Here is a 24,163-nt window from a genome sequence, read left to right as displayed (position 1 = left end):
CGCTTCGCTCATTGTCATTAACACTTTGCACCATAAACCCTGAATCAAGTTCGGGATGACGGGGAGGGTGGATTGTTGAATGGTTGCTCTAGGGTGTCATTTTAACGGTTATCTAACCAGTTGTGAGCAGTGTATTGTCCAACCAGCTTTTACATGAAAGGAAAAGTGCTTAGTGGCCGGTGAGATAAAAAAGATATGGGAGGGGAGGAAGTGCGCACTTCCTCATTATTTAGTTAAAGTTCAAAAGGAGCAACACCAACTGCTTTCATGGTATAGCCTGTTTGTGCTAATTCGCTTTTATGACTTTCTACTTTAATAGTGCCAGTTACCGTTATGGCGTCATATAAGCTATCAATGGGCACGCCATTTTTAATCTTTACATGAACAATTTGATTTGGTGGCGGAGGAGGTACGTGGATACATGCTCCGAAGTAGGGCACTAATAAAAATTCAGTAATGACCTCACTATTGCCCTCTAAAGGCACGACAAACCCTGGAAGACTAACACTTTTCCCATCAAGTGATTTTACTACAGGCGCGTCTAAGTTGGGCTGCACCCAGTTTTTATCGTCGCCATCATGGCTGGCGGCTTCTTGATTACTGATTTGTTCATGTCCTTCAGGGATTAAGTCATCCCAAAATAACTCTTTAGGTGGCGCTGCCGCAGCTGCTAAAGATATAAACATCATCGCAGCTAAACTTAACCAAGACGCCAAGCGAACTGAATTCATAGAAAACCTCTTAAACTTTGATACTCATACCATCATTGAGTGAGTAAAAATATGCACGTACAGCAGGGATCGCCCCCATCAGTGTACCTGAGAACATGATAACGCTAAGTAATGCGAGTTCATAGTTACTCAGCATGGATATTGAAATTGAAATCCCAAAATGTGCTTGAAGAATACCTTTTCCTATCAATATTGCCACATAAAACATAGCAATACCGACAGCACATCCAATTGCGGTTATGAGTACGGCTTCACTGATCATTAACGCAAAGATATGCCTTGGCCTAGCGCCAACGGAACGTAAGATTGCAAGCTCTCTGCGACGTTGACTCAAAGAAGACAATAATGTTGTCAGCATGCCTAACAAACTAATCAACACAACCACTGCTGAAAACAGCAACAAGATTTTTTCAATAATATCTAGCATACCCCAAAGCTCTCTCAAAGTGACTCCGGGCATGATGGCTGAAAGAGCTTCCGGTTTGTATATATTGATATTTCTACGCACTTGTAGCGTATACAAAGGCGAATCAAACCCCATTAAAAAAGCAGTGATTTGCTTTGGCTGGCCAATTAAATCTCCTGGTTGACTGTCAATAACCTCTTTATGCTCGTCGTGGTCGTGGTCGTGGTCGTGGTCGTGGTCGTGGTCGTGGTCGTGGTCATCAGAACTACGTTTGCGGCTAATGAATTGTGTAGAGCTGTGCTTTGGGCCATGCATAAGTTCAATTGCTTTTAGAGGGACGTGTACAGTTTTATCTACAGGTGTTCCTGTTGGGGCTAAAATCCCTGTAACAATAAGAGGGTTGTCGTCATGGTGGTGAAAACTTGTATTGCCCATTCCGTGTGCGACGATGATTTTTTGACCCAAGTGGTAGTGGAGTTGTTTGGCGACTTCACTGCCGAGTACCACCTCTTGTGCATTATGGAATGGCCGGCCTTGGGAAAATGCTAAGTTCTGTTTGTTACCATAACGATAATACTTGAAGTAGCTTTCATCGCTACCAAGTACCGAAAAACCTTTATGACTGTCTCCGAGGCTAATCGGTATAGTCCAAGCAACCCCTTTCTGTTGTTTTATATACTGATAGCTTTGCCACGAGAGTCCATTGTTAGCATGGCCGATACGAAATACGCTAGATAGCAATAATTGAATGTCTCCGGTCCGAGCGCCAACGATTAAATCAGTACCAGAAATGGTGCTGCTAAAGCTGTGTTTTGCTTCTTGTCTTACCCGTTCTATAGAAAGAAGTAACATCACGCTGATTGCAATGGTAAATAAGGTTAGTAATACGCTTGCTTTTCGGTTTGAAATACTCTTAAAGGCGAGGGTCATTAACTTCATAGACTCGCTCCATTTATTCCTTTTAAACTAACTTGACGGTCGAATAGGCTCGATAAACTTTTATCATGGCTGACAAATATGATAGTCGCTTGATAGTGTTCTGCCTGCTCGAATAGTTGATTGATAAAAATATCTCTATTGTCGGCATCGAGTGCAGAAGTTGGCTCATCGGCAATGATAAGTTCAGGCTGACCGATAAATGCCCGTGCTGCTGCAACACGCTGTTGTTGCCCGATACTGAGTTCGCTAACAGTACGGTTTTGACATGAAGTATCGAGTCCCAGCTCTTCAAGTAATAAACATGCTTGTGTCTGTGCACTGGTGCCCTGTGTTTTCAAATTAGCTTGTCTACGCCGAGAGAAATTACAGCCGAGCATCACATTTTCCACTGGGCTCAGGTAAGGCAGTAAGTTGAAGTTTTGAAATATAGTGCCAATGTGATCTGCTCTAAATTTGTCTCTTTTGGCGTCATTGAGCTTAGCTAAATTTTCATTCAGTATGGAAATACTGCCTTTTTGGGCAGTTTGAATTCCGGCAAGAAGGCCGAGCAACGTTGATTTTCCACTACCACTAGGACCATGTAAAAAAAGCCTTTCGCCTTTCTCGATATGTAGCTTGTCAATAATAAGGGTTGGTTTTGACTGGCCCGGCCAGCTGAAAGTGAGATCTGAAATTTGGATCATTTAAACATCTCTTAGTACCGAGTTTCAATCATAGTATCCCAGAAGTTTGTAGGACTGAACTAAGTTACGCTCGGTTTGCCTTGGAATGCGGTAAACAATTGTGATTTTTGCTGCGCTCGACTATTATACACCCCTCTAACCCCCTCTGTATTATGCGTCCTTTAGCAAGACGCAGCCGTTCTCTATGGAGATACAATGAGTAGCTACAAAGTTCTAGACGTCAATGACGATCTACCAATTCGCACTAAAGGTGCAGTTCATAGTGGTAAAGTACGTTCGGTTTATTGGTTAACCGACCAAGATAGTGCCAGATTAATCGAAGAAAAGGGCTATGATGTGCCTGCTGGAACAGAGCTGGCAATTATGGTGATTTCTGACCGTATTTCGGCATTCGACTGTATTTGGCAAGGTGAAAACGGTTTAAATGGTGTACCAGGAAAAGGTATTGCCTTAAATAGTGTTGCAGCCCACTGGTTTAAATTATTTGATGAAGCAGGGCTTGCTGGTAATCACATTGTTGATATTCCTCACCCATATGTGTGGATTGTTCGCAAAGCGAGTACTGTGCGTGTAGAAGCCATCGCACGTCAATATATCACTGGCAGCATGTGGCGAGATTACAGTAAAGGTGTTCGCGAGTTTTGTGGTATTCAATTACCGGAAGGATTAGTGGCGCACCAGAAATTAGATGACGTTTTAATTACTCCTTCAACGAAAGGCATTATTTCAGGTGTTGATGGTGTACCAGAAGTGGATGATGTAAATATTACTCGCAGTAATATCACAGACAATTTGGATGCGTTTAACTTCCGGTCAGAAGAAGATGTTGCACGTTATGAGCAATTGCTCAGTGATGGCTTTAATTTAATCTCAGCTGAACTGAACAAGCTTGACCAAATTTTTGTTGATACAAAATTTGAGTTTGGTTACGTTGAAGATGCAGATGGTGCGACACGTCTTATTTATATCGATGAAGTCGGCACGCCTGATTCGTCACGTATCTGGGATGGCCCGGCATACCGAGATGGTAAAATCATTGAGAACTCGAAAGAAGGTTTCCGTCAGCTATTGATTAATAATGTACCGGACAGCGATGTTTTATTAAATAAAGATCGTATGCCAGAGCGTGAATCATTGGCAAGGTCATATCAGCTTCCGCAAGAGGTGATGATGTCAGTGTCGGATACCTATGTTGGGATTGCGAGCAAGATTGTTGGCAAAGAGCTGGTAATCCCTCAAGATCCACGTGCAGAAGTCATTGAGATTCTGTCTGAGCAATACGGACTTATCGACTAGTTAGCCTCGCTAAAATGCCTAGCAATCAGTGGTTTAAATGATTGTTGGGCATTCGTTTGTGAATTCCTTGATTTTCCCTTCCAAGTCACTTTAACTTAAGATTACAAGATAACCGAGTGTGGCTAAGTTCGCTCCACCATTTGTATCCGTCTCTAAACAAATATCTTTGCTGAGGGGAGCGCAATGTTGACTATACCTGTCAAATAGGCAAGTATCATTTGATTGCTTTCAACTATATTTTAGGTATACGAATTGCTGGTTTATTGGTTAACAACATAAGTATGCTTAGGGTTAGCTACGCACTTAGTTGTGTATTTTTGAAATATTTTACCAAAACAATCGGTCTTTAGATTGGATTAGCCATAACAGTTTGTCGATGAGGATCGAAAGAGGAAGCGGCAGCATCTTGCGTGCCATTCAATGCCTGATTTGTTAACTCATTGATGTATTAAAGGAACATTATGGGCACAAGTTTTAAAAACAGAATTATTGTACTGTGTGTTGGCCTAGTATTGATAACCGCAGTGGCTAGTCTTGCTGGATTTTGGTGGTCGACAAGTCAATTTAAAGAACGCCAAGTGCAACAGGACATTCAAAAGGCACAAAGTGTTTACCAGCAATACTTGGTTGCAAGAGAACGTCTATTGGTGACAGCAGCATCTGTACTTACACAAGATTTTGGTTTTAAGCAGGCTGTGGCGACCAGAGATGCGTCGACCATAAGCAGTGTGCTGTTCAATCATAGCCAACGAATAAATGCCGAGCTGATGTTGCTGTTGGATATGCGTGGAAAGTTGATTTCTACTAACCAGAACCAACTAGAGCTACCTCAAGATATGCGGCCTTTAGTTAAGGAGTTGCTGGCACATGAAGAACGTTCAGCGTTTGTGGTGTTAGACAAAAAGCTGTATCAAGCCATTATCTTACCCGTGAAGGCACCTCGCACTATTGCGTTTACAATCGTAGGTTTTGTGGTTGATGAACCCATCGCTGAGCAGCTAAAAGGGCTAACAGGGATGGAGATGAGCTTTATCAGTCAGGGCGAGCGGATGAAAGCCAGTTCAATACAGATCCCTGAAGACAGGGATTTATTTACTCACCTCCATGAGCAAAAAATACATCGCTGGTTTGGCGAATATCCGCTGTATGTAAATGCGGAAGTGGCTCTACCCGCTCTAACTAAAGTACCTGTCAGTTTAATTTTAAGCGCGGACTTACGATCTGAGTATGAAGAGTTTGATCAGTTAGTGCTAACTATTGTTTTTCTTTCTTGTATTACTATGTTGTTTGGTTTTGTTACCAGCGGTTTTTTAGCAAGAAACTTAGCAACTCCCTTACAGCAGCTGACGGTGATGGCAAAGCGCTTTGCCAAGGGCGACTATCACGCGCAAATTCATGAGGCTCGGCCGACGAAAGAAATTTGCCAGCTTGTCGATGCCTTTCATGAAATGGGAGATGACATTCAAGCGCGCGAGAAGAAAATCCGTTACCAAGCAAGTCATGACTCATTGACCGGGTTTTACAATCGTACCTCTGCGATGCCTATTCTAGATGCTCTATTTTCTTCAGATCAAGTTTATTACTTATTGGTGCTGGATATAAAAGGGCTTCGTCATATCAATGATAAGCTTGGTCCGCGCATAGGGGATAGCTGCATACAGGCTGTGGCGGAGCGAATTGAACAGGTTACAGCAAGCTTTGAAGGACTTAACGTTAGGCTTGGTGGTGATGAGTTTTTAACTGTCTTACAGGCCAAATCACATTCTACCATGGCGCAATGTGTGGAAAACTTTTTAGATAAGCTGAACCCCAGTTATACAGTGCACAGTTTTGATATTAATTTACGTTTCAGTGTGGGCGTAGTTAACATTCCTGAGCAAGCGGATAATGCAGATGACAGTATTCGAAGGGCATTAATTGCAGCCGACAATGCATCTAATGACGTTGAAGATGTCTATTTTTACCAAACTGGCGAAGATGAGGCATATCTCGAAAGGCTAGAAATTGTCGATGAGTTAAAGCAGGCACTTGCAGAAGATGATGGGCAATTATTTATGACCTATCAACCAAAGCTAAATATGCGCACAGGCCTTGTAGACAAGGTTGAGTCCTTGATCCGTTGGAAGCGAAACAATGGCGATTGGGTTTCCCCTGAGTTATTCATTGATTTGGCGGAGCAATCGGGATTAATTGTCGACTTAACTCAGTGGGTACTGCGTACAGTTATCTCCCAGATATCAATGTGGTCTGCACAGGGCTTAACGATGAAAGCAGCCATCAATGTGTCAGCACAAGATATTGCCGATGCTGAGTTTATTCCGCATTTGCAATCTATGTTAAGTGCTTATTCGGTGCCAGCAAACCTGATCACAATTGAATTGACTGAGCGCGATATGATTGAAAATGAAGAAAAGGGGATCGCAGCTCTGATCGCACTTAAGGAAATTGGTGTTCATATATCATTGGATGACTATGGTGTTGGTCAAACATCGTTGGGGCGTCTAAAAATGCTGCCAATTGACGAACTAAAACTAGATAAAGTATTTATATTGAAGTTAGCAGGTTCCCATCAAGACCAATGTATCGTGCGCTCAACAATTAGCTTGGGACATCAACTAGGGTTTTCTGTTGTTGCTGAAGGAGTTGAAGATGTTGAGTCATTGAAGATTTTAGAAGAAATGAAATGTGATTACGCGCAAGGGTACTATTTGAGTCGCCCATTGAAGGCGGACGACTTTACGCAGTGGCTAGGCCAGCATCATAAAGCCGTTTAGGAGGTTGAGCTTTATGCGTTAATCGCTTTTTGCAACGCCTGACAAATTTTATCTGGACTTACGTCTCGGATCATTTGAGACTCACTAAAAGACATGGAACGGTGATGCAGTGCAATTAAAGAGTCAGTTTTAGGGGCAACGATAGACCAAGGTGATGTACCCTGACCTATAATAGCAATGCAAGGTATATTACACGCTGCAGCGATATGCATAGGGCCGGAATCTATAGAGATCATAACGTCCATCATGCCTATTGTATCAACGAGTTCTTCAAGAGACATGCTACCTGCCAGATTGGTCACGGTGACACCTTTACGTTCAAGATCACATTTGAGTGAGTTCATGTCAGCTTGCTCTGATTGGGCACCCAGTAAGTATAGGTTAGCGTCATGCTGAGATTTTATTCGCTGTAATAACGCTTCCGATAGGTCTTGTGGGTAAAAACGAGCTCCTTTGACTGATCCCCCTAAATAAAGCGCAATATTACGTTTATTGGAAATAAAAGGTTCGAGTTCTCTTGGCCGAAGAGTTGGAGCATTAAACTGCTTAAAGGGCTGACCATGGGGATCATTAATAAGTTTGCAATAGCGGTGAATGTAGTGCTCACATTGATTGAGTTTTAGTGCATGACTTAAGAGTGGGCTTCTGGCATTTTGCGCATAGCCAACAATAGTTTTGATACCTGACAATTTTATCTGCAGTGCGTCTCTGAAAGACCCTCGAAATAAAATAGCCATCGAAAAGTTGTATGACTTGAGTTCGCGGATCATATCGAAAACACCGTATTGTGTTTTCTCACAATAGCGTTTATCAAGTATAAGCTCACAACCATAGTGTTCTGCACGACTAAACAAACCAACCATAAACGGTCTCACCAGCACACAAATGCGCTGTGTTGGGTACAGTTTTTTCAATAGCTCTAATGCCGGTAGGGTGTTAATCGCATCACCAATAAACTTTGGTAATACAGCTAAAATGGTATCCCCCATTTGGCTTGAATCAATGATGTTGCTGCCCATATACACTATTTGAGATATTCACTAAAGCTATCTAGTATAGCGTTAGCTGTGTAGGAATTTAACCAAATTTAATCAAATAAGTGTGTGAAAATGATAAAAAACTTAAAAAGTTGTCAGTGGCTTCACGAAAATAGACAAGATGTCATTATTCTTGATTCTGGAATAATAAAGCCGGGTGAATCTGGCGTTTATCAACCTGATACTATCATCCCAGGGGCATTGCGATTTGACATTAGTCACACTTTTAGTGAACACAATACGTCAGTGCCAAACATGATGTGCTCGCGTGAAGTCTTTCAAGCTGAAGCACGCCAATTAGGTATCAATAACGATGATATTGTGGTCGTATATGATGATAAAGGCTTGTTTAGTGCGGCAAGAGCTTGGTGGATGTTCAAAGCCATGGGATTTGAACAGGTATTTGTACTCGATGGAGGTTTAAAGCACTGGCAAGCGTGTGGTTATCCTACCGTTGCAGACTATTCACTTGCAGCGAATATTGGTGATTTTACAGCTGAGCCCAAAAATGGCTTTTTTATTGATAGAGAAGAGGTGAAAGAAAAAATAGAGTGCCAACAAACTTTGCTCATAGATGCCAGAGGGGCGCAGCGTTTTGCTGGTGAAGGCGCTGAGCCTAGATCTGGTATGCGCCAAGGACATATCCCCAACAGTGTAAACTTGCCTTATAGTAAATTACTTACAGAGCAGGGGCTGCTAAAGCCTGTGTCTGAGTTAACTGTGCTCTTTTCTCAATTTGGTATTCAGCCGCATACAAAAGCACTGCAATTTAGCTGTGGTTCAGGGATCACGGCGTGTATTTTAGCGTTGGCAGCAACTGAATGTGGTTATTCAGATCTACACGTTTATGACGGTTCCTGGAGCGAATGGGGAAAGCTTATAGATCTTCCTGTTGAAATAAGCTAAGGAGCGTAGTTTAAGCATACTAAAAGGCATGTGAAAAAATACTGCGTTGCAATGCATTTTCATTCCAGATAGATGGCGTGTACAGTGTTTGCATATTTTTGCTACTCAATGCTGCATGTAGTGGGAGAGTAGCAACACCGGTTAATGCGATGCTACTGATATTAGGTACCTTAATTAATCTAACTATTTCGCGTTCGCCCATTTGAGAGATAGAGGGAATGAATGGTCTCAATTGCGCAATTAGACTATCTAGGCAAGCTTCGCTCATATCGCTGCCAACAATGATTGTCTGGGTATTTAGTAATGACTCCAAGGTATGAATGGCGATACGCAGTGGCTCAGTGGCACGGGCAATCCACTTTTCACACATAGGGTGTTGTAACGGGGTTAATTCACTGAGAGATATGTTGGCCTCTGAGCCGTTTGCAAGACATGAGCGCAGAGAGTTGAGTGAAACAAAGTCATTCAGAGTACCGAGCTCCCCCGTTTTTTCATTGTGCTCTGGGGTCACAAAAATATCCCCAATGGCGCCGGTTAATCCATTTTGTCCCAATAGTACTTGTCTATCGTATACAACAGCGGCTTCTACTTTGCTCCCGATATGAATGTATATAAAATTATGTAATGTTTGTGCTTCGCCAAACAGCATCTGATAGGCTGCACAAGCCGATGCGGTGGTTTCTATGGCGACAGGTAAGTGGAGTAGTTCACTCAATTGCGCCTGCAGTGCTTGATTTTTTTGGTACTGGGTTATTGCGTCAGCGCGATGGATTTGAATTGATAGTCCAACAGCCAATATTTTGTTTTGATTTAGCTTTTGCTCTTTTGCAAAGATATTTATCGCCTCAACTATGTCTGCGGCAGTCGGCTGTGATGCAAAATGTTGCGTGGTTTTGCTGTGACATTCCCCGTTGAGGTAATACACCCCTAATTCCAGTGTATCGGAAGATATTCGAACTGCATAAGTAAACGCTGCATACTTGTTTAAACACAACATTTTTGAAGGCTTACCAGCTCCCTCGGTGCGCTTTATGCCAATTTCTTCAACCAGGTCTAAGGCTAAGAGCTCTTCTACCATGTTAGTAATGGTTTGCTTAGTTAACATCGTATTACGTGCGATTTCAGCCCGAGAAATTGGTCCTAGGGTGACGATCTGCGTCAATACTAAACGTAAGTTAACGGCTTTATTTTGCTTAGCATTTGACCCTTTCACAGTTTTTCCTTTAATTTTATCTCGAATATCGACTACGTCGTTAGACTGCTTATCTTATTACACAAAGAGTGATTTTCGAATAGTTTAAATTTTTCAGTCGACTATCACAGCACACCGGGGTTAGTAAAATAAATTGACAAACCATAGTGTGCTGATTATATGTACTAATGTTGGTTTTCATTAAAGGGACTATTGGATGATGCTAAGTAAGCTAAGGCATTGTGAAAAAGCGTGTATCAAGTTGTTTTTAGGTATTTTGGTGTGTCTTAGCTGCAATCATCTCGCTGTTGCTAATAGCAGTGACGGTTTTACGCTTACACAGCAGCAAGAAGCTAAAGTGCAAGACGCAAAGCTCACTGCGGTTATGGCATGGCATGGTTCAAGTCCTTGGGTTAATTCGGTCACATTGGGGGCGAAAGAGGAGTTCAAGCGACTTGGTATTGAAGTGCTAGCGGTAACCGAAGCACATTATGATCCTGCGAAGCAAATATCTGATTTAGAAACTTTAGCTGCTTTAACCCCTGATATTTTACTGTCATTGAGCATAGATAGTCTCAGTGCAAAGCCCAGTTATTTACGCTTGAGCAAAGCGGGAACGCAGCTGGTTTTGCTCAGTAACCCAATCGCCGGGTTTATACACGGTCAGGATTTTGCAGGTTTGGTTGGCGATAATGTAGACGGTATGGGGCGCGCAGCTGCAAACTTGGTTGCACAAGCAATTGACAGTCAAGGGAAGGTGGGGATGATTTACCATGAGGCAGATTATCATATCACTAATAAACGAGATGAAGCCTTTGTTGACGCACTCGAACAGTACGAAGATATACATCTCATGGTAAAAAAAGGTTTTGTGAAAAAAAGCCAAACCGCACAACTAACAGCTGCGATGTTAATTCAGCATCCAGATCTCAAAGCCATTTATGTTTCTTGGGATGCCGCAGCTGAAGGCGTAATAGAGTCGCTTCGTATCGCCAATCGCAAAGATGTTAAAGTGATATCACACGATCTTGGTACCAATAACCTGCTAGATATGGCGCTGCATGGCAATATGTATGGCGCTGTATCTGATCGCCCCCACCAAATTGGTACTTTAATGGCAAGGATTGGTGCTGGTGCAGCAACGGACGTAAGTACTCCTCTGTACACGCAGGTAAACTACAATTCAGTGACATTCGAAAATATCGCCGAATCATGGCGTCTTGCCTTTAAGACACCTCTGCCGCATATATTAAAAAGTGTATTGGAACAGTCACAAGAAGCCACGGGACATGGAGAAGATCATGATGCACGTTAAGCTGACTGCACACACACTTGTTTACTATGCTTTTGCGATAACAATGCTGATCTTTACAGTGCTACTCTCTCATACCGCATTTTTTACCACTGCCAATTTGCTCAATATATTGATGCAAACGAGTCCTATTGTGGTTATGGCTATTGGTCTGAGCTTTGCTCTTTCTGTTGGACATATTGACCTGTCAATAGGTGCAATTGTGGCAATATGCGGCTTGGTTGCAGCTATGTTACTTCAATCCTATGGGATCACTATAGCGGTTGTTGTATCGCTGTTACTTGGTGGACTCATTGGTGCGTTAAATGGCTATTTATGCGAGCGTTTGGGCATACCATCTTTGATTGTCACACTGGGAATGCTCGGGTTTCTGACTGGCTTTTCACGGCAGCTGTCTGGGCTGCAATCAATTCCGATTATAGATCCTCAGTTTATTAGCCTTTTTGGTCAAGGTACAGTGATTGGTATACCCTCACAAATATTGTGGTTAGCAGGTTTGGTCTTCTTAGCTCATACCATTTTAAACAAACTGCGATTTGGCCGTCATTTATTTGCGGTAGGAGCAAGCAAACCAGCTGCTCATAGTATGGGGCTAGTGGTATCTCGCATACGAGTTTGCGCAATGGCGTTGTCAGGTGGGTTTGCAGCATTGGCTGGTTTGCTATATGCCGGTCGAATGCAAAGTGCGAGATATGCCATTGGCGAGTCCGATTTAATGGCGCTAATTGCCGCCGTGGCTTTAGGTGGATGCAGTTTATTGGGTGGGAGAGTCAATATTATTGGTGTCTTGCTGGGAGTTTGGCTTATTGGATGTATTAACAATGGCTTAATTCTCAGTGGGTTTTCTAGCAATGAACAAATGATGGTGAAAGGCATAATTTTGATTGCGGCAGTGATCGTTACCTCAAAGGTGAATAAATAATGAAACGCTCGGCATTGGACCAAATCGTATTAAAAGTGAGTGGTTTACAGAAAAACTTCGATGGTGTTGATGTGCTAAATGGCGTGAGCTTTAGTATAAACCGGGGAGAGGTTGTCGCGTTATTAGGTGACAATGGCGCAGGCAAATCGACGCTTGTCAATTGTCTTGCCGGTCGGATACAACCAAATAAAGGCACCATAGAAATAAATGAACAGGCATTGTTATTAAACTCTCCAAGCGCCTCTCAGCAAGCTGGCTTGGCGATTGTTCATCAGGAGCTGGCATTGGTGAATGAGTTAAGCGTGATTGAAAACCTATTTCTAAATCGAGAGATTTTGCACGCCAATAAAATTTTAAGGTTTTTTGGCTGGCTTGACAAAAACGCGATGGCTAAAAAGGCACAAAAACTTCTACAAAGACTAGGCACATACTTACCTGATCTCAACGCGCCTGTAGCAACCTTGTCTGGTGGTCAAAAGCAAGTTGTTGCTATTATACGAGCCGTCCATGCAGGAGCCGATATAATTGTTATGGATGAGCCCACTTCAGCTTTAGGGGCTGAGCAGTATGGTTTTTTAATGTCACTGATCCGTTTGCTTAGCTCTCAAGGGATTGCAATTATGTTGATCAGCCATAATTTGCATCAAGTAAGTACGCTTTGTGATCGAGCCGTGGTGTTATTTCAAGGTTATTCAGTGGCGGATGTGGCGCTCAAAGAGGTGAGTCAAACACAGCTACTTGCATACATGAATGGGACTGTGCTGGAAGTGCCACAGGCGAGTTAAGTCAATCAGATTTGAGAGGATAGTGTGAATTATTTTGAAGCCGTATGTACATTTGCTGAGTTTGGTATAGATAGAGATAATGCCATACAAGTTATGCTCAACAATACAGTACAAGTGGGGGCTTACACATTGTCTGTGACAACCTTCAAAGCAGTGTTGCTGCGCGCAATTGACGATGAAATAGATGTATCGGATTTAGAACTCTGGGCGACGGTGTTATTACAGCGAGAAGAGTATGACGTGGGAGAGTTAGAAGGCTGTTTATACGCCTTATCTGATCCCGAGCTGATGGGAGGCATCGACAAGGTCAAACTAACGCGCTTAGTCGCGCTGTTAGATTGACCTAAAATGCAAAGGATGTTGAATTACTTGTGGTAATTCAAACAGGCTTCAACTTCGTTTTTCGAACCCAAAATAACAGCAACACGCTGGTGGATCGCATTTGGCTGAATGTCTAAAATACGCTCTGCACCAGTGTGCGCTAACCCACCTGCTTGCTCAACTAGCATAGCCATTGGGTTTGCTTCATAAAGCAGTCTTAGTTTATAAGGTTTTTCTGGATTTTTAGTATCGGCAGGGTAAGTAAATAAGCCGCCGCGACATAATACGCGATGTACATCACCTACCATGGCAGCAATCCAACGCATGTTAAAGTTTTTCCCTCTAGGCCCTTCAGCACCTGCCAACAAGTCTGCGATATACTCTTTCATTGCCGGTTGCCAGTGACGCTGGTTTGAAGCATTGACCGCAAATTCTTGAGTATCTTCTGGAATTTTTGCGAAATCTTCAGTCAATAAGAAGCTGCCATGGGTTTTATCTAATGTAAAGATGCGCGTACCTTTACCCGTTGATAAGGCAAGTGTGGTAGACGGTCCATACAAGACATACCCTGCTGCAATTTGGTTTTTACCTGGCTGCATGAAAATGGCGGGATCAGCAGGATCTGAACCTTCAGGCGCTTCCATAATAGAGAAAATCGTGCCCACAAGTGAGTTGATATCTGTGTTAGATGAGCCATCTAGCGGGTCAAATGAAACTATGTATTTGGCGTTTGGGTTACCAGCAACTGTATAGTCTTCCTCTTCAGAAGCAATTGCTTTTACGTATCCAGATTCCAATAAGATGTCTTTGATTAGTTGGTTTGACAGAACGTCTAGTTTTTTCTGGGTTTCTCCTTGAATATTTTCATCCAAAGTAGAGCCTAAAACACCTGACAGTGCACCCTGCCCAACTCTAAAAGAGATCTCTTTACAAGCCGCCAAAATTGTACGGATCAGAGAAACTAATTCTCTAGAGCACCCATCTTCAAATAACACCGGTGGTAATCTACGCATATTTTAAATCCTGATAACGTTTGTCGGGTCGCAGTGGTTTTATGTGAGAGAGGCACTGCGAACTGCGCTGAATTTCGTCTTGAATTACTGTTTTTTGTATACAATTTTATATACTAGCTAAAAAACAACCACAAAACATGAAATAACAAAGACACTATTATGATTAAGAGACGCTTTACCCCTTATCTCGTCACTGCTTTGTTACTGCCTATGATAACGCATGCGCAGGCAGCAATTAAGTCCATAGACGAATTTACTGATAAGTTTAACCACTTTCCTGGATTTTACTCGTTTTATGCTGACCAGAGCAGCGGGAAAATTTACCTAGACGTCGATAAATTTTCAAAGCCTTTTTTATTGCAACATAGCTTGCCTTACGGTGTGGGTTCAAATGATATCGGTTTGGATCGCGGGCAGTTAGGTGGCAGCCATTTAGTACAATTTGAACGCTTTGGTGACAAAGTCATGCTGCGTGCAAACAATACTTACTATCGTGCAAGTGCAAATAACGACGCAGAAAAGCAAAGTGTAAAAGAGGCGTTTGCTTCAAGTATTTTGCATGGTTTCAAAGTCGTTGCAGAGGATAGTGATAGCGTTTTGATAGATTACACACCGTATTTAATGTCGGATGTTCACGGTGTTTCTCGTCGATTAAAAGCAACCAAGCAAGGCAATTACAGTTTGGATACCAGCCGCAGTGCTGTCTATACACCGAGATCCAAAGCGTTTGTACAAAATACCGAGTTAGAGGCGGTACTGACGTTTAAAGGTGGTGAGCCTGGGAAGTTTGTTCGACAGGCGGTGGCTGATCCATATTCAATCACAGTCCATCAACGTCACTCATTAATTGCGCTGCCTGACGATAATTACCAGCCGCGTGTTTTTCACCCGCAATCTGGATTTTGGAGCATTGAACATAAAGACTACTCGGCACCGCTTGGTAGCTCGATGTATGTTCGTTACATACCGCGTCACCGCCTAGAGAAAAAGGACCCAACGGCAAAGGTTTCGGAGGCCATAAAGCCAATCGTATATTATTTGGATCCCGGTGTTCCTGAGCCAGTAAAAACGGCTTTATTAGATGGTGCTCGCTGGTGGGAGCAAGCTTTTGAAGCGGCAGGTTATAAGGGCGCATTTGAAGTAAAAATGTTGCCAGAACATGCCGACCCTATGGATATTCGCTATAACGTGATCCAATGGGTCCATAGAGCGACACGAGGATGGTCTTACGGTGCATCTATTATCAACCCGCTTACTGGGGAAATAATCAAAGGTCACGTAACACTAGGCTCATTGCGGGTACGCCAAGATATTCTCATTGCTGAAGCATTGGCTGCGCCATTTAAAAATGGAGATGAAACGGCGAAAAAACTACATGATATGGCATTGGATAGAATTCGTCAGCTCAGTGCGCATGAAATCGGCCATACTTTGGGAATAGCTCACAATTTTGCTGCATCGGCTGACGGTCGCGCTTCTGTTATGGATTATCCGCACCCACTCGTACAATTTACCAATAATGGTCAGTTAGATGTGAGTAAAGGGTACGCATCGGGTATGGGAGCATGGGACATTCAAGCTGTTAAGTATGGATATAGTGACTTCAGAGCCGCTGATGAGGCCGAAGAACTCGCACAAGTAATACAACAAACAAAAGAGCTTGGATTAGAGTATATTTCAGACGCAGATGCTAGGCCGCAAGGGGGAGCACATCCTACTGCCCATCTATGGGACAATGGCGAAGACCCAATCACAGAACTGCGCCGTGTAATGGGGATCCGCAAACAAGCCCTTGGACATTTTGGTATTGAAAATATCAAACCAGGTGTCGCGCTTTCACAGCTAGAAGAAAAGTTAGTCCCGCTATATTTGTTCCACAGGTATCAAGTGGAGTCCGTGGTCAAGCTGATCGGCGGGGTTGATTATGAGTACGAAGTAAGGGGTGAAGGAGACGTAAAAGGTGCTGAAGTGGTTGCGAAAGAGCAGCAGGTCGATGCGTTAAAGTCATTACTTGAGACCCTATCACCTGAGGCATTGGCTGTGCCTGAAGCAATCCTTGCTTTGATCCCACCTAAGGCCTATGGTGAGGCGCGCAATCGTGAAAGTATTCACGGCCGTACCGGTTTAACACTAGATGCAATGGCATTACCAGAAATGGCGAGCCAACATACGTTGCAGCTTCTACTGAATGCTGAGCGCTTAAACCGAGTTGCACAACAACACGCTCGTAACAACCGATTTTTAGGCAGTGATGAGATTTTCACTCAAATTCACAAGCAAGTATTTAAAGCAAACCCTAAATCACCAATGGCGAAAAAGCTAAATGACCGTGTACAGTATTTAACGGCATATAGAATGGCCAATTTAAGTAGCAGTGATAAAGTTGCTCCAGAAGTTCAGGCGCAGCTACGCTATTATTTGCGACAAATTGCAGCGGACGCAACTGAGCAGTCACTGTTTTCTAGCCCCACCAAAGCGCAAGCATTCGAACTCTTTTTGGGTGAGCATATTCAGCACTTCTTGAAAGAAGGTAAGTGGCCAGCAAACTATGCACCGCTGTCAATGCCACCGGGTTCACCAATCTAATCGAAATTAATTTAGATATAAAAAAGCCCCAATTAAGGGGCTTTTTACTACGAGAATTAAAGTTGTGGTTAAGCTATTTGCTTCTCTGCTAATTGCAGTTCCATGGTTGCTTTTAATAATCTGTATAAGTTAATAGACGCGTCAATTTCTTCTTTGCGGTTTGTTAAGCTCTCAATGTTCAGCCCCAGCGGGATATTGAGGTGTGCGCAGCTGCGCAAAATCAGGTCGAGATTTTCTCGACAAATTTTAATGGACTCATTAAGGGTATTCTCTGCATCTAACATGCGCCATTTCGTCGCCTCAGGCACAGAGATACCTAGCCACTTCATAAACTCAAGGGTTTTTTCTCCACCACATGGTGTAAATGTTAAAATAATGCGCTTTGGCTCAAGCCCTTGCTGGCGACACGTGCGCGCATAGCTAGTTAATAAGTCAATGCTCGCCTGTGCATCATACACAGCTTGAGAAATGAAGTACTCACATCCCTTTGCTGTTTTATCTATTAACCTTTCATGCTCATTGCGTTTATTGGAATGGCGCTCGGCGATTGTAACGCCACCCAAGAAAAAACTCTCTGGATGTGCTTGCAGCGTTTGGTAAGCTTCTGGCAAGCCTAATTTGATATCACCTTGTGAAGAGGGGCTACCAACTAGTACTAAGTTGTTCAGGTCAAAATCTTGTTTGGTTTTATGTAACCATTGATTGAATTCTTCGCGATCCCGCTGCGCGACGCTCTTGTATGTAATGACATCAAGTTTTGATAGATCACGCACCAGTTTACTGTATTCACAGGGGTCAACTGTTTGTTTAAATGGAAATGGTCTCGGCACTTGTGTACGACTGCTTTCATCTTGAATATCGTAAATTATCACACCGTCATATTCGATTTCATGCAATCTATCTAATAACTTAGTCGCTATGGTATGTAGTTTTTCACTGTCGGTACCCAACTTCGGTGGCGTAGTACCAATCAAGTATACCCCTTGGTTCGGGTCTAATATTTTCTCTTGCAGCGATAAAGCCATGTGTCTCATTCCCACTTAATTCATCGTAGTAGGGTAAATATAGCAGCCATTTAGACGTCTAGATAGATTTTTTTATTGAATTTATTTCATTAAAGATGAATTTTTTTCATGGTTATTGATATTACTCACTTTTAAGTTGCGCAAATTTAATCCATTGCTAGTCGGTTTTTTCAGGGGTTTATCGTGAAGCATAAGACTTTTGCTTGCTATAAGGCATAATCGGGGCATTGACCTACGCTATAAGCGTAGGTACTAAGACATTAAAGATTAAAAGTATTTAGGGACACTTATGAAATTTAAGCTTTTGGCTACCAGTTTGGCTGTGACACTGGCATTGACTGGCTGCGCTTCTAACAACGCGAGTAATACGTCACGTCTTCAAAGCGACACAAAAACTGTGAAACAAGTGACGGAAAATAAAGTTTTCTCTCATGATTATGTACTCGAAGAGCTCAGCAATGGCTTGCGCGTTATGGTCGTTAAAACGGATTACCCCGACGTTGTGTCTTTGCAGATCCCGGTATCAGTGGGATCGCGCAATGAAATTGAAGACGGCAAGACAGGCTTTGCGCACTTTTTTGAGCATATGATGTTTAAAGGTTCAAAAAAATATCCTGAGGCTGTGTATAAAGATATTATCAAAAATTCAGGTGTGGATAATCGCGCTTACACAACCAATGATTACACCAATTACTATCTGAGCTTTTCTAAAGAACACTTAGACAAGGTGCTTGAGATTCAGGCTGATATCTTCCAAAACTTAAACTTTAGTGAAGAGCAGTTTCGAACAGAGGCACTGACAGTAAAAGGTGAGTATCTTAAAAATAACGCCAACCCCATCCGCAAATTATTAGGTGCGGTGCGCGACAATGCATTTGATGAACACACCTATAAACATACGACGATGGGCTTTTTTGAAGACATCGAAGCCATGCCAGATCAAATGAATTATGCAGATCTGTTTTTCGAGCGCTTTTACAAACCTGAATACGCAACCATCATCATAGTTGGTGATGTTGATCCACAAGCGACCGTAAAAATGGTGAAAAAGCATTGGGGCGAATGGCAGAGAGGTGAGTATCAGGCAGATATTCCAGTTGAGCCTAAACAGCAAGAAGCGAGATATCAGCACGTCGTTAATGAAGGTCAGCCAGGGCACTGGTTACTGGTATCGTACAAAGGCCCAGCTTGGGAGCCGACACAAAAAGACCGTGCTGCAGTGGATTTGATATCCGAGCTCTACTTTTCGAAAAACTCAAAGCTGTATCAAGAGTTGGTTGTAGACAAACAAATCGCCACGCAATTGTTCACTTATAATGCTGAAACTAAAGATCCGGGTTTGTTGCACGTTTTTATCAAAGTTGAAGATGAAAAAGATCTCGTCACTGTGCGTGACGCAGTTAATCGGACCTATGCAACAGCGCGTACTGAATTAGTCGATGAAGAAAAGCTTGCTGCATTAAAATCAAATCTCAGATATAGCTTTGCAAACGATTTAGATTCTTCCAAAGCAATCGCTTCAATGTTGGCAAGTTATGTCCATTTCGAACGTGATCCTGAAGTGATTAATCGAATTTATGCCACCGCAGATACGGTCACGCCTGAAGATATTCGCAGCATTGCAAATAAATACTTCGTGGATTCGGGTCGCAACACCGTGACTATGTCGGCGAAAGCAAAAGTTGATGGGTTTGATAGCGAAGTTGCACTTGATGCGCTTAGTACACAAATGGCGCAACCAGCGACGCAGCATTTTACGGTGTTAGATAAAACATCCAATTCCCCACTGGTTGATGTGAACTGGTTATTTTATACCGGTGCAGCAGCTGATCCTGAGGGCAAAAAAGGCTTAGCTGCTTTGACGGCTGCCATGTTAGCTAAAGGAGGCAGTGCAACCAAGTCGTATAAAGAAATTAAAAAAGCCATGTATCCGCTTGCAGGAAGCTTCTCACATCAGGTAGACAAAGAAATGATTGCACTGCGTGGACGTGTTCACAAAGACAATGCCCAGCAGTGGTATGCGTTGGTGAGCGAGCAATTGCTAAATCCTGGGTTTAGAGAAGATGACTTCAATCGTTTGAAAAAAGAAATGATGGATAGCATTAACTCGGACTTAAAGTCGTCTAATGATGAAGAACTGGGCAAAGAGGTGCTCTATCACAAGCTGTATCAAGGACATGCGTATGAAAGTTTAAACTTGGGCGATTTATCTGATTTAGAGGCTTTGACATTGCAAGACGTGAAAGATTTTTATCGTCAGCAATTTACCCAGTCTAAATTAAATCTAGGTTTAACAGGGGCTCTGAGTGATGGATTAAAAGCACAGCTCATTGCTGATTTGACCAGTCTTCCCAAAGGCCAAGAGGCGCGATTGAATGTTTCCGATGCGCCTAAGCTAGAAGGGATCCACGCAACTGTGGTTGAAAAAAATGCTAAATCAACAGCTGTGTCTTTTGGTTTCCCTATCGACACCATCCGCAGTAGTAAAGACTGGACAGCGCTTTGGTTAGTACGTTCATATTTTGGAGAGCACCGCAATGCAGGCGCTTTCTTATTTGACCGAATTCGTCAAACCCGTGGTATGAACTATGGTGATTATGCCTACATTGAGTATTTCCCGCGCGGTATGTACCAGACGTTACCCGATGCAAACTTAGGTCGTTCTGAGCAGATATTCCAAGTGTGGTTGCGTCCGCTGCGCTCGAATAACGATGCACACTTTGCAACCCGTGTAGCGGTATACGAATTAGATAAGATGATTAAGCAAGGGATGAGTAAAAAAGATTTTGAGGCAACTCGAAATTTCCTAAACAACTATGTACCTCAGTTGGTGGCAAGTCAGGACAGGCAGCTTGGTTATGCGCTGGACAGCCAATTTTATAATACGGATGAATTTGTTAGTTTAGTGCGCTCAAACTTGGCCAGTTTGACATTGGAAGATGTAAACCGAGTGATCCGTGACAATCTGCAGACCGACAACATGCACTATGTTTTTGTCACCGGTGACGGTAAAGATATGAAACAGCGCTTAGCCAGTGAGCAAGTGTCGCCGTTAAAATACAATGTCAAAAAACCGCAGTCGCTATTGGATGAAGATAAGGTGATCGAAAGCTATAAGTTATCGGTTCCGGCGAACAATATTGAAGTGATCCAAGTTCAAGATCTGTTTAAGTAACCGACCTTGATCGACAATCTTAAACGCCCCGCTAAAACGGGGCGTTTTTATTTATCAGAGGTAAGTTGCACAGACGGTAAAAAAACACCATTATAGGAACCTTCGGTTATAATTAATAACTAGAAATTTGCTGCTTACTAGTGCTATCGCAGAGTGATGCGCGCTAAGATATGCAAATGATGGTAAATGAAAGACATGTGGTGATTATGAGACACGAAATTTGGCAACAATTGAGAGAGGAAGCACAAGAGTTGGTGCAAAGAGAGCCTTTGCTCGCCAGTCACGTATATTCAAGTGTGCTCAATCATGAATGTTTGGGGGCAGCGCTCAGTTTTATTGTTGCAAATAAACTTTCGGATGCCGTGGTGTCTGCATTTACTATCCGAGAATTGTTTGATCAGGCATTTGTTGATTGCGAGCGAATGTTAACGCATGTTGCGCACGATATAAAAGCTGTTAAAGATCGAGACCCGGCTGCCGATAGTTATCTTAACGTGATATTAAACTTGAAGGGTTTCCATGCATTACAAGCACACCGTCTCGCATACTGCCTGTGGCGACAACAGCGTAAAGAGCTCGCCCGCTTTATTCAAAGCCGCACCTCTGAAGTTTTTGGCGTTGATATCCATCCTGCTTGTAAAGTCGGCCATGGTATTATGCTTGACCATGCGACTGGTATAGTGATCGGTGAAACAGCTGTTATTGAAGATAACGTATCGATCTTGCAGTCAGTTACGCTCGGTGGTACTGGTAATGAGCAAGGGGACCGACATCCAAAGATCCGTGCAGGCGTTTTGATTGGCGCAGGTGCTAAAGTATTGGGCAACATTGAGGTAGGAGAAGGCGCGCGAATCGGTGCCGGCTCAGTGGTTCTAAAAGCTGTTGCACCACACACCACAGTCGTTGGCGTGCCTGCAAAAGTAGTTGGTAAGCCAAATTGTCCATGTCCGGCAGAAAGCATGGACCAAAACTTTTTGGACGACACGATAAGTCGTATTAATGATTCCCACACCAGCGCAATGTTGTAGCGAACTCAATTACGCATGCGGCCTACGATTGCTTTGGGATGTGCTTTTTTGGCAGGGGGATTGCTAACGAGTGTTTACTATGAATTGTATGGTTTAAAGCAATCAGAATCCTTTCATGGTAATGTCGCTTCAATAGGAGGCGTTACCATTAACGAGGCTCAATCCCCTGAGTTCTCTAGAGACAACGAAAAATCAAATGAAACCTCTCCAGTGTCGACAGAACTCGCAGAGGCGGATGATCTACGGCTTATCAATCAACAACTGCAGCAAGAAAATAAACGAATTAAGGCGCAACTGAGTACGCTCACAGCCAAGTCTATGGCGAATAAACCAAGTCACAATGTGCCAAAGCAATTGCAAAGCATTTTTGAGCATCAAAGGCGTGATGATAACTGGGCCTCAGAAGTTGAGTTATTTGCGGAAGATTTCCTCTATGAAGCACAGCTGCACGATACCATCAATTTGCTATCGGCAGAGTGTAAACTGCACGTGTGCCAATTAAATTTCGTCGCGCCGCAAGGCGAGCCTAAATGGCAACAGCTTCACACAGCTTTACTGCGTATGCCGTGGATGAAGCAATTTAAAACGGTGGCAGCAGTGCAAAATACTCAAGCGATGCAGATCCACCTCAGTTTAAAAAGCAGTGATGAGCTGAGCCGAGAATATTAGGTTAGTCCTCTTTTTTGACAACACGAGACACCTGTGTGTGGAGTTGCCCATCAGCCAGTTGCGTTACCAGTGAATCACCTGGTTGCACGTCAGCTACCGACGCTAGTACGTTGCCATCTTTTTGTGTAATGCTATAACCGCGAGACAGTACAGCGAGTGGACTAACACTGTCTAGCCTTGCTGAGAGTAACGCTAGGCGGTTTTGTTTGTCACGCAGCTGGTGGTGCAAGGTGTTATTTAGTCTCGACTCGAGCTTTTCGAGCTTGGTTCTGGCTTCGTTTAGACGCTTTTCTGGGTGGAATTTTAGCAATGTGTGGCTCAGCACATTCACTTTATGGTGATGTTTTTGTTGTTGGTATTGTAACGCGCGGGTCAAACGTTGCTGAAGTTCATCCACACGCTGCCCTTGCTGCATCAATTGATTTTGTGGATGTTGCAAACTCAGACGTTGTTGGAGGCGCTGAATATGCTGTTGCTCATCTGCGACTTTCCGTTTTAATGCATTGATAAGCCTTTGTTTTCTGTCCGCGATATAGCTTAGAAGTTCACTGCTATCTGGACTCACTAGTTCGGCAGCTGCGGATGGGGTTGGCGCGCGTAAATCTGCAACGTAATCACTGATGGTGGTATCAATTTCGTGTCCAACGGCGCTGATAATCGGCAATGAGCATGTAAAAATGGCACGTGCAACTACTTCTTCGTTAAAGCACCATAGATCTTCCAAAGAGCCTCCACCGCGCCCGACAATCAGTACATCAACTTCGTTGCGTTTGTCTGCCAAGGCTATTCTTTCTGCAATTTGTGCGGCGGCGTCTTGGCCTTGTACCAGAGTTGGATAAATGGTTACTTCTAATTGTGGTGCTCGGCGTTTTAACACGGATAAGATATCTTTGATAGCAGCACCTGTCGCAGATGTGATAACGCCAATACGATTGATCTGTTGTGGTAATGGCTTTTTATGAAAACTATTGAATAAGCCTTCTGCGGCAAGCTGCATTTGCAGTGCTTCGAACTTTTGCTTGAGCAGACCTTCACCTGCTGGAGCCATATGCTCGACAATCAATTGATAGTCGCCACGCGGTTCGTAAACAGATACGCGGGCTTTGACTTGCACTTGCGCTCCGTTTTCTGGGCGATACTTACAATAACGATTGTTGCCACGCCACATAGCTGCTTTGACCTGTGCCTTTTCATCTTTTAAGGAAAAATACCAGTGGCCAGAGGCGGGGGCGACAAAGTTTGAAATTTCGCCAGTCAATTCAAGAGAAGCAAAGCCTTGTTCTAGTAAACTGCGTATTTCACGATTAAGGCGCGAAACTGTATAAACTTTGTTGTTTTGTGGCAATGACATACCTAGCTCCAT

At 43.2% G+C, this 24,163-nt stretch carries 19 protein-coding genes; 11 read left to right on the top strand and 8 right to left on the bottom strand.

Features of this window, described 5'->3' with window-relative positions; translation table 11 throughout:
- Window positions 1-233: 233 nt before the first annotated feature.
- From N483_RS08790 to N483_RS08780, 3 genes are read right to left on the bottom strand one after another with little or no spacing between them, the layout of a single operon-like run.
- The gene (locus N483_RS08790; protein ID WP_231105435.1) at window positions 234-689 is read right to left on the bottom strand and encodes a DUF3299 domain-containing protein; all 456 of its coding nucleotides are present in this window, start codon (window positions 687-689) and stop codon (window positions 234-236) included.
- A gap of 52 nt (window positions 690-741) precedes the next feature.
- The gene (locus tag N483_RS08785; RefSeq protein WP_023400763.1) at window positions 742-2,076 is read right to left on the bottom strand and encodes an ABC transporter permease; all 1,335 of its coding nucleotides are present in this window, start codon (window positions 2,074-2,076) and stop codon (window positions 742-744) included.
- Window positions 2,073-2,759: an ABC transporter ATP-binding protein gene (locus N483_RS08780; protein ID WP_023400764.1), complete on the bottom strand. Its 687-nt coding sequence runs from the start codon at window positions 2,757-2,759 to the stop codon at window positions 2,073-2,075. Before N483_RS08780 ends, N483_RS08785 begins: the two co-directional genes overlap by 4 nt.
- Window positions 2,760-2,954: 195 nt before the next feature.
- On the opposite strand from N483_RS08780, the gene N483_RS08775 reads away from it, so the two are divergent.
- Together N483_RS08775 and N483_RS08770 are read left to right on the top strand one after the other, a co-directional pair.
- Window positions 2,955-4,055, top strand: a complete 1,101-nt coding sequence (locus N483_RS08775; RefSeq protein ID WP_023400765.1) for a phosphoribosylaminoimidazolesuccinocarboxamide synthase — start codon at window positions 2,955-2,957, stop codon at window positions 4,053-4,055.
- Between the two features lie 461 nt (window positions 4,056-4,516).
- Window positions 4,517-6,829: an EAL domain-containing protein gene (locus N483_RS08770; RefSeq protein ID WP_023400766.1), complete on the top strand. Its 2,313-nt coding sequence runs from the start codon at window positions 4,517-4,519 to the stop codon at window positions 6,827-6,829.
- Window positions 6,830-6,840: 11 nt separating this feature from the next.
- Here N483_RS08770 and N483_RS08765 read toward each other — a convergent pair whose 3' ends face one another.
- Complete coding sequence (locus tag N483_RS08765; protein WP_023400767.1) at window positions 6,841-7,848, bottom strand: glycosyltransferase family 9 protein; 1,008 nt, start codon at window positions 7,846-7,848, stop codon at window positions 6,841-6,843.
- A 90-nt stretch (window positions 7,849-7,938) separates the two neighbouring features.
- On the opposite strand from N483_RS08765, the gene N483_RS08760 reads away from it, so the two are divergent.
- Window positions 7,939-8,772, top strand: a complete 834-nt coding sequence (locus N483_RS08760) for a sulfurtransferase (protein WP_023400768.1) — start codon at window positions 7,939-7,941, stop codon at window positions 8,770-8,772.
- Window positions 8,773-8,791: 19 nt separating this feature from the next.
- On the opposite strand, the gene N483_RS08755 is transcribed toward N483_RS08760, so the two are convergent.
- Window positions 8,792-9,985, bottom strand: a complete 1,194-nt coding sequence (locus N483_RS08755) for an ROK family transcriptional regulator (protein WP_023400769.1) — start codon at window positions 9,983-9,985, stop codon at window positions 8,792-8,794.
- 196 nt (window positions 9,986-10,181) lie between these two features.
- Here N483_RS08755 and N483_RS08750 point away from each other — a divergent pair, with 196 nt between their 5' ends.
- From N483_RS08750 to N483_RS08735, 4 genes are read left to right on the top strand one after another with little or no spacing between them, the layout of a single operon-like run.
- Entirely contained in the window at window positions 10,182-11,279 is a 1,098-nt protein-coding gene (locus tag N483_RS08750) for a substrate-binding domain-containing protein (protein ID WP_052027414.1), read from the top strand.
- A complete protein-coding gene (locus tag N483_RS08745) occupies window positions 11,266-12,198 on the top strand; it encodes an ABC transporter permease (RefSeq protein WP_023400771.1) in 933 nt (310 codons plus the stop codon). Before N483_RS08750 ends, N483_RS08745 begins: the two co-directional genes overlap by 14 nt.
- Window positions 12,198-12,983 (top strand): ATP-binding cassette domain-containing protein, encoded by a 786-nt coding sequence (locus tag N483_RS08740; RefSeq protein WP_023400772.1) that lies wholly within the window; start codon window positions 12,198-12,200, stop codon window positions 12,981-12,983. The genes N483_RS08745 and N483_RS08740 overlap by 1 nt, the downstream gene beginning before the upstream one ends.
- A 24-nt stretch (window positions 12,984-13,007) precedes the next feature.
- Window positions 13,008-13,325 (top strand): hypothetical protein, encoded by a 318-nt coding sequence (locus N483_RS08735; RefSeq protein ID WP_023400773.1) that lies wholly within the window; start codon window positions 13,008-13,010, stop codon window positions 13,323-13,325.
- A gap of 23 nt (window positions 13,326-13,348) precedes the next feature.
- On the opposite strand, the gene N483_RS08730 is transcribed toward N483_RS08735, so the two are convergent.
- Window positions 13,349-14,317 carry a class 1 fructose-bisphosphatase gene (locus tag N483_RS08730; RefSeq protein WP_023400774.1) on the bottom strand — a complete coding sequence of 323 codons (969 nt, stop codon included), beginning with the start codon at window positions 14,315-14,317 and terminating at the stop codon, window positions 13,349-13,351.
- A 159-nt stretch (window positions 14,318-14,476) separates the two neighbouring features.
- Here N483_RS08730 and N483_RS08725 point away from each other — a divergent pair, with 159 nt between their 5' ends.
- Window positions 14,477-16,903, top strand: a complete 2,427-nt coding sequence (locus N483_RS08725; RefSeq protein ID WP_023400775.1) for a zinc-dependent metalloprotease — start codon at window positions 14,477-14,479, stop codon at window positions 16,901-16,903.
- A 68-nt stretch (window positions 16,904-16,971) separates the two neighbouring features.
- Here the strand turns inward: N483_RS08725 and N483_RS08720 are convergent, their stop codons facing one another.
- Complete coding sequence (locus N483_RS08720) at window positions 16,972-17,928, bottom strand: methylenetetrahydrofolate reductase (RefSeq protein ID WP_023400776.1); 957 nt, start codon at window positions 17,926-17,928, stop codon at window positions 16,972-16,974.
- Between the two features lie 289 nt (window positions 17,929-18,217).
- On the opposite strand from N483_RS08720, the gene N483_RS08715 reads away from it, so the two are divergent.
- The 3 genes from N483_RS08715 (at window position 18,218) to N483_RS08705 (ending at window position 22,800) form a co-directional block, all read left to right on the top strand.
- Window positions 18,218-21,103: a M16 family metallopeptidase gene (locus tag N483_RS08715; RefSeq protein ID WP_023400777.1), complete on the top strand. Its 2,886-nt coding sequence runs from the start codon at window positions 18,218-18,220 to the stop codon at window positions 21,101-21,103.
- Between the two features lie 206 nt (window positions 21,104-21,309).
- Window positions 21,310-22,131 carry a serine O-acetyltransferase gene (cysE, locus tag N483_RS08710; protein ID WP_036976872.1) on the top strand — a complete coding sequence of 274 codons (822 nt, stop codon included), beginning with the start codon at window positions 21,310-21,312 and terminating at the stop codon, window positions 22,129-22,131.
- A 48-nt stretch (window positions 22,132-22,179) separates the two neighbouring features.
- On the top strand, window positions 22,180-22,800 hold the full coding sequence (locus N483_RS08705) for a hypothetical protein (RefSeq protein ID WP_023400779.1): 621 nt from the start codon (window positions 22,180-22,182) through the stop codon (window positions 22,798-22,800).
- A gap of 1 nt (window position 22,801) precedes the next feature.
- Here the strand turns inward: N483_RS08705 and xseA are convergent, their stop codons facing one another.
- On the bottom strand, window positions 22,802-24,151 hold the full coding sequence (xseA, locus tag N483_RS08700; RefSeq protein ID WP_023400780.1) for an exodeoxyribonuclease VII large subunit: 1,350 nt from the start codon (window positions 24,149-24,151) through the stop codon (window positions 22,802-22,804).
- Window positions 24,152-24,163 lie beyond the last annotated feature (12 nt).

Source organism: Pseudoalteromonas luteoviolacea NCIMB 1944, from assembly GCF_001625565.1.
GTDB lineage: Bacteria > Pseudomonadota > Gammaproteobacteria > Enterobacterales > Alteromonadaceae > Pseudoalteromonas > Pseudoalteromonas luteoviolacea_F.
Note: the sequence above shows the minus strand (reverse complement) of the source record. Positions and strands in the feature narration are given on the sequence as shown.

What these genes read in the sequence shown, in the direction of transcription:
- N483_RS08790 (WP_231105435.1), bottom strand. Translation starts at nt 689, where the DNA reads ATGATGTTTATATCTTTAGCAGCTGCGGCAGCGCCACCTAAAGAGTTA.
- N483_RS08785 (WP_023400763.1), bottom strand. Translation starts at nt 2,076, where the DNA reads ATGAAGTTAATGACCCTCGCCTTTAAGAGTATTTCAAACCGAAAAGCA.
- N483_RS08780 (WP_023400764.1), bottom strand. Translation starts at nt 2,759, where the DNA reads ATGATCCAAATTTCAGATCTCACTTTCAGCTGGCCGGGCCAGTCAAAA.
- N483_RS08775 (WP_023400765.1), top strand. Translation starts at nt 2,955, where the DNA reads ATGAGTAGCTACAAAGTTCTAGACGTCAATGACGATCTACCAATTCGC.
- N483_RS08770 (WP_023400766.1), top strand. Translation starts at nt 4,517, where the DNA reads ATGGGCACAAGTTTTAAAAACAGAATTATTGTACTGTGTGTTGGCCTA.
- N483_RS08765 (WP_023400767.1), bottom strand. Translation starts at nt 7,848, where the DNA reads ATGGGCAGCAACATCATTGATTCAAGCCAAATGGGGGATACCATTTTA.
- N483_RS08760 (WP_023400768.1), top strand. Translation starts at nt 7,939, where the DNA reads ATGATAAAAAACTTAAAAAGTTGTCAGTGGCTTCACGAAAATAGACAA.
- N483_RS08750 (WP_052027414.1), top strand. Translation starts at nt 10,182, where the DNA reads ATGATGCTAAGTAAGCTAAGGCATTGTGAAAAAGCGTGTATCAAGTTG.
- N483_RS08745 (WP_023400771.1), top strand. Translation starts at nt 11,266, where the DNA reads ATGATGCACGTTAAGCTGACTGCACACACACTTGTTTACTATGCTTTT.
- N483_RS08740 (WP_023400772.1), top strand. Translation starts at nt 12,198, where the DNA reads ATGAAACGCTCGGCATTGGACCAAATCGTATTAAAAGTGAGTGGTTTA.
- N483_RS08730 (WP_023400774.1), bottom strand. Translation starts at nt 14,317, where the DNA reads ATGCGTAGATTACCACCGGTGTTATTTGAAGATGGGTGCTCTAGAGAA.
- N483_RS08725 (WP_023400775.1), top strand. Translation starts at nt 14,477, where the DNA reads ATGATTAAGAGACGCTTTACCCCTTATCTCGTCACTGCTTTGTTACTG.
- N483_RS08720 (WP_023400776.1), bottom strand. Translation starts at nt 17,928, where the DNA reads ATGGCTTTATCGCTGCAAGAGAAAATATTAGACCCGAACCAAGGGGTA.
- N483_RS08715 (WP_023400777.1), top strand. Translation starts at nt 18,218, where the DNA reads ATGAAATTTAAGCTTTTGGCTACCAGTTTGGCTGTGACACTGGCATTG.
- cysE (WP_036976872.1), top strand. Translation starts at nt 21,310, where the DNA reads ATGAGACACGAAATTTGGCAACAATTGAGAGAGGAAGCACAAGAGTTG.
- xseA (WP_023400780.1), bottom strand. Translation starts at nt 24,151, where the DNA reads ATGTCATTGCCACAAAACAACAAAGTTTATACAGTTTCGCGCCTTAAT.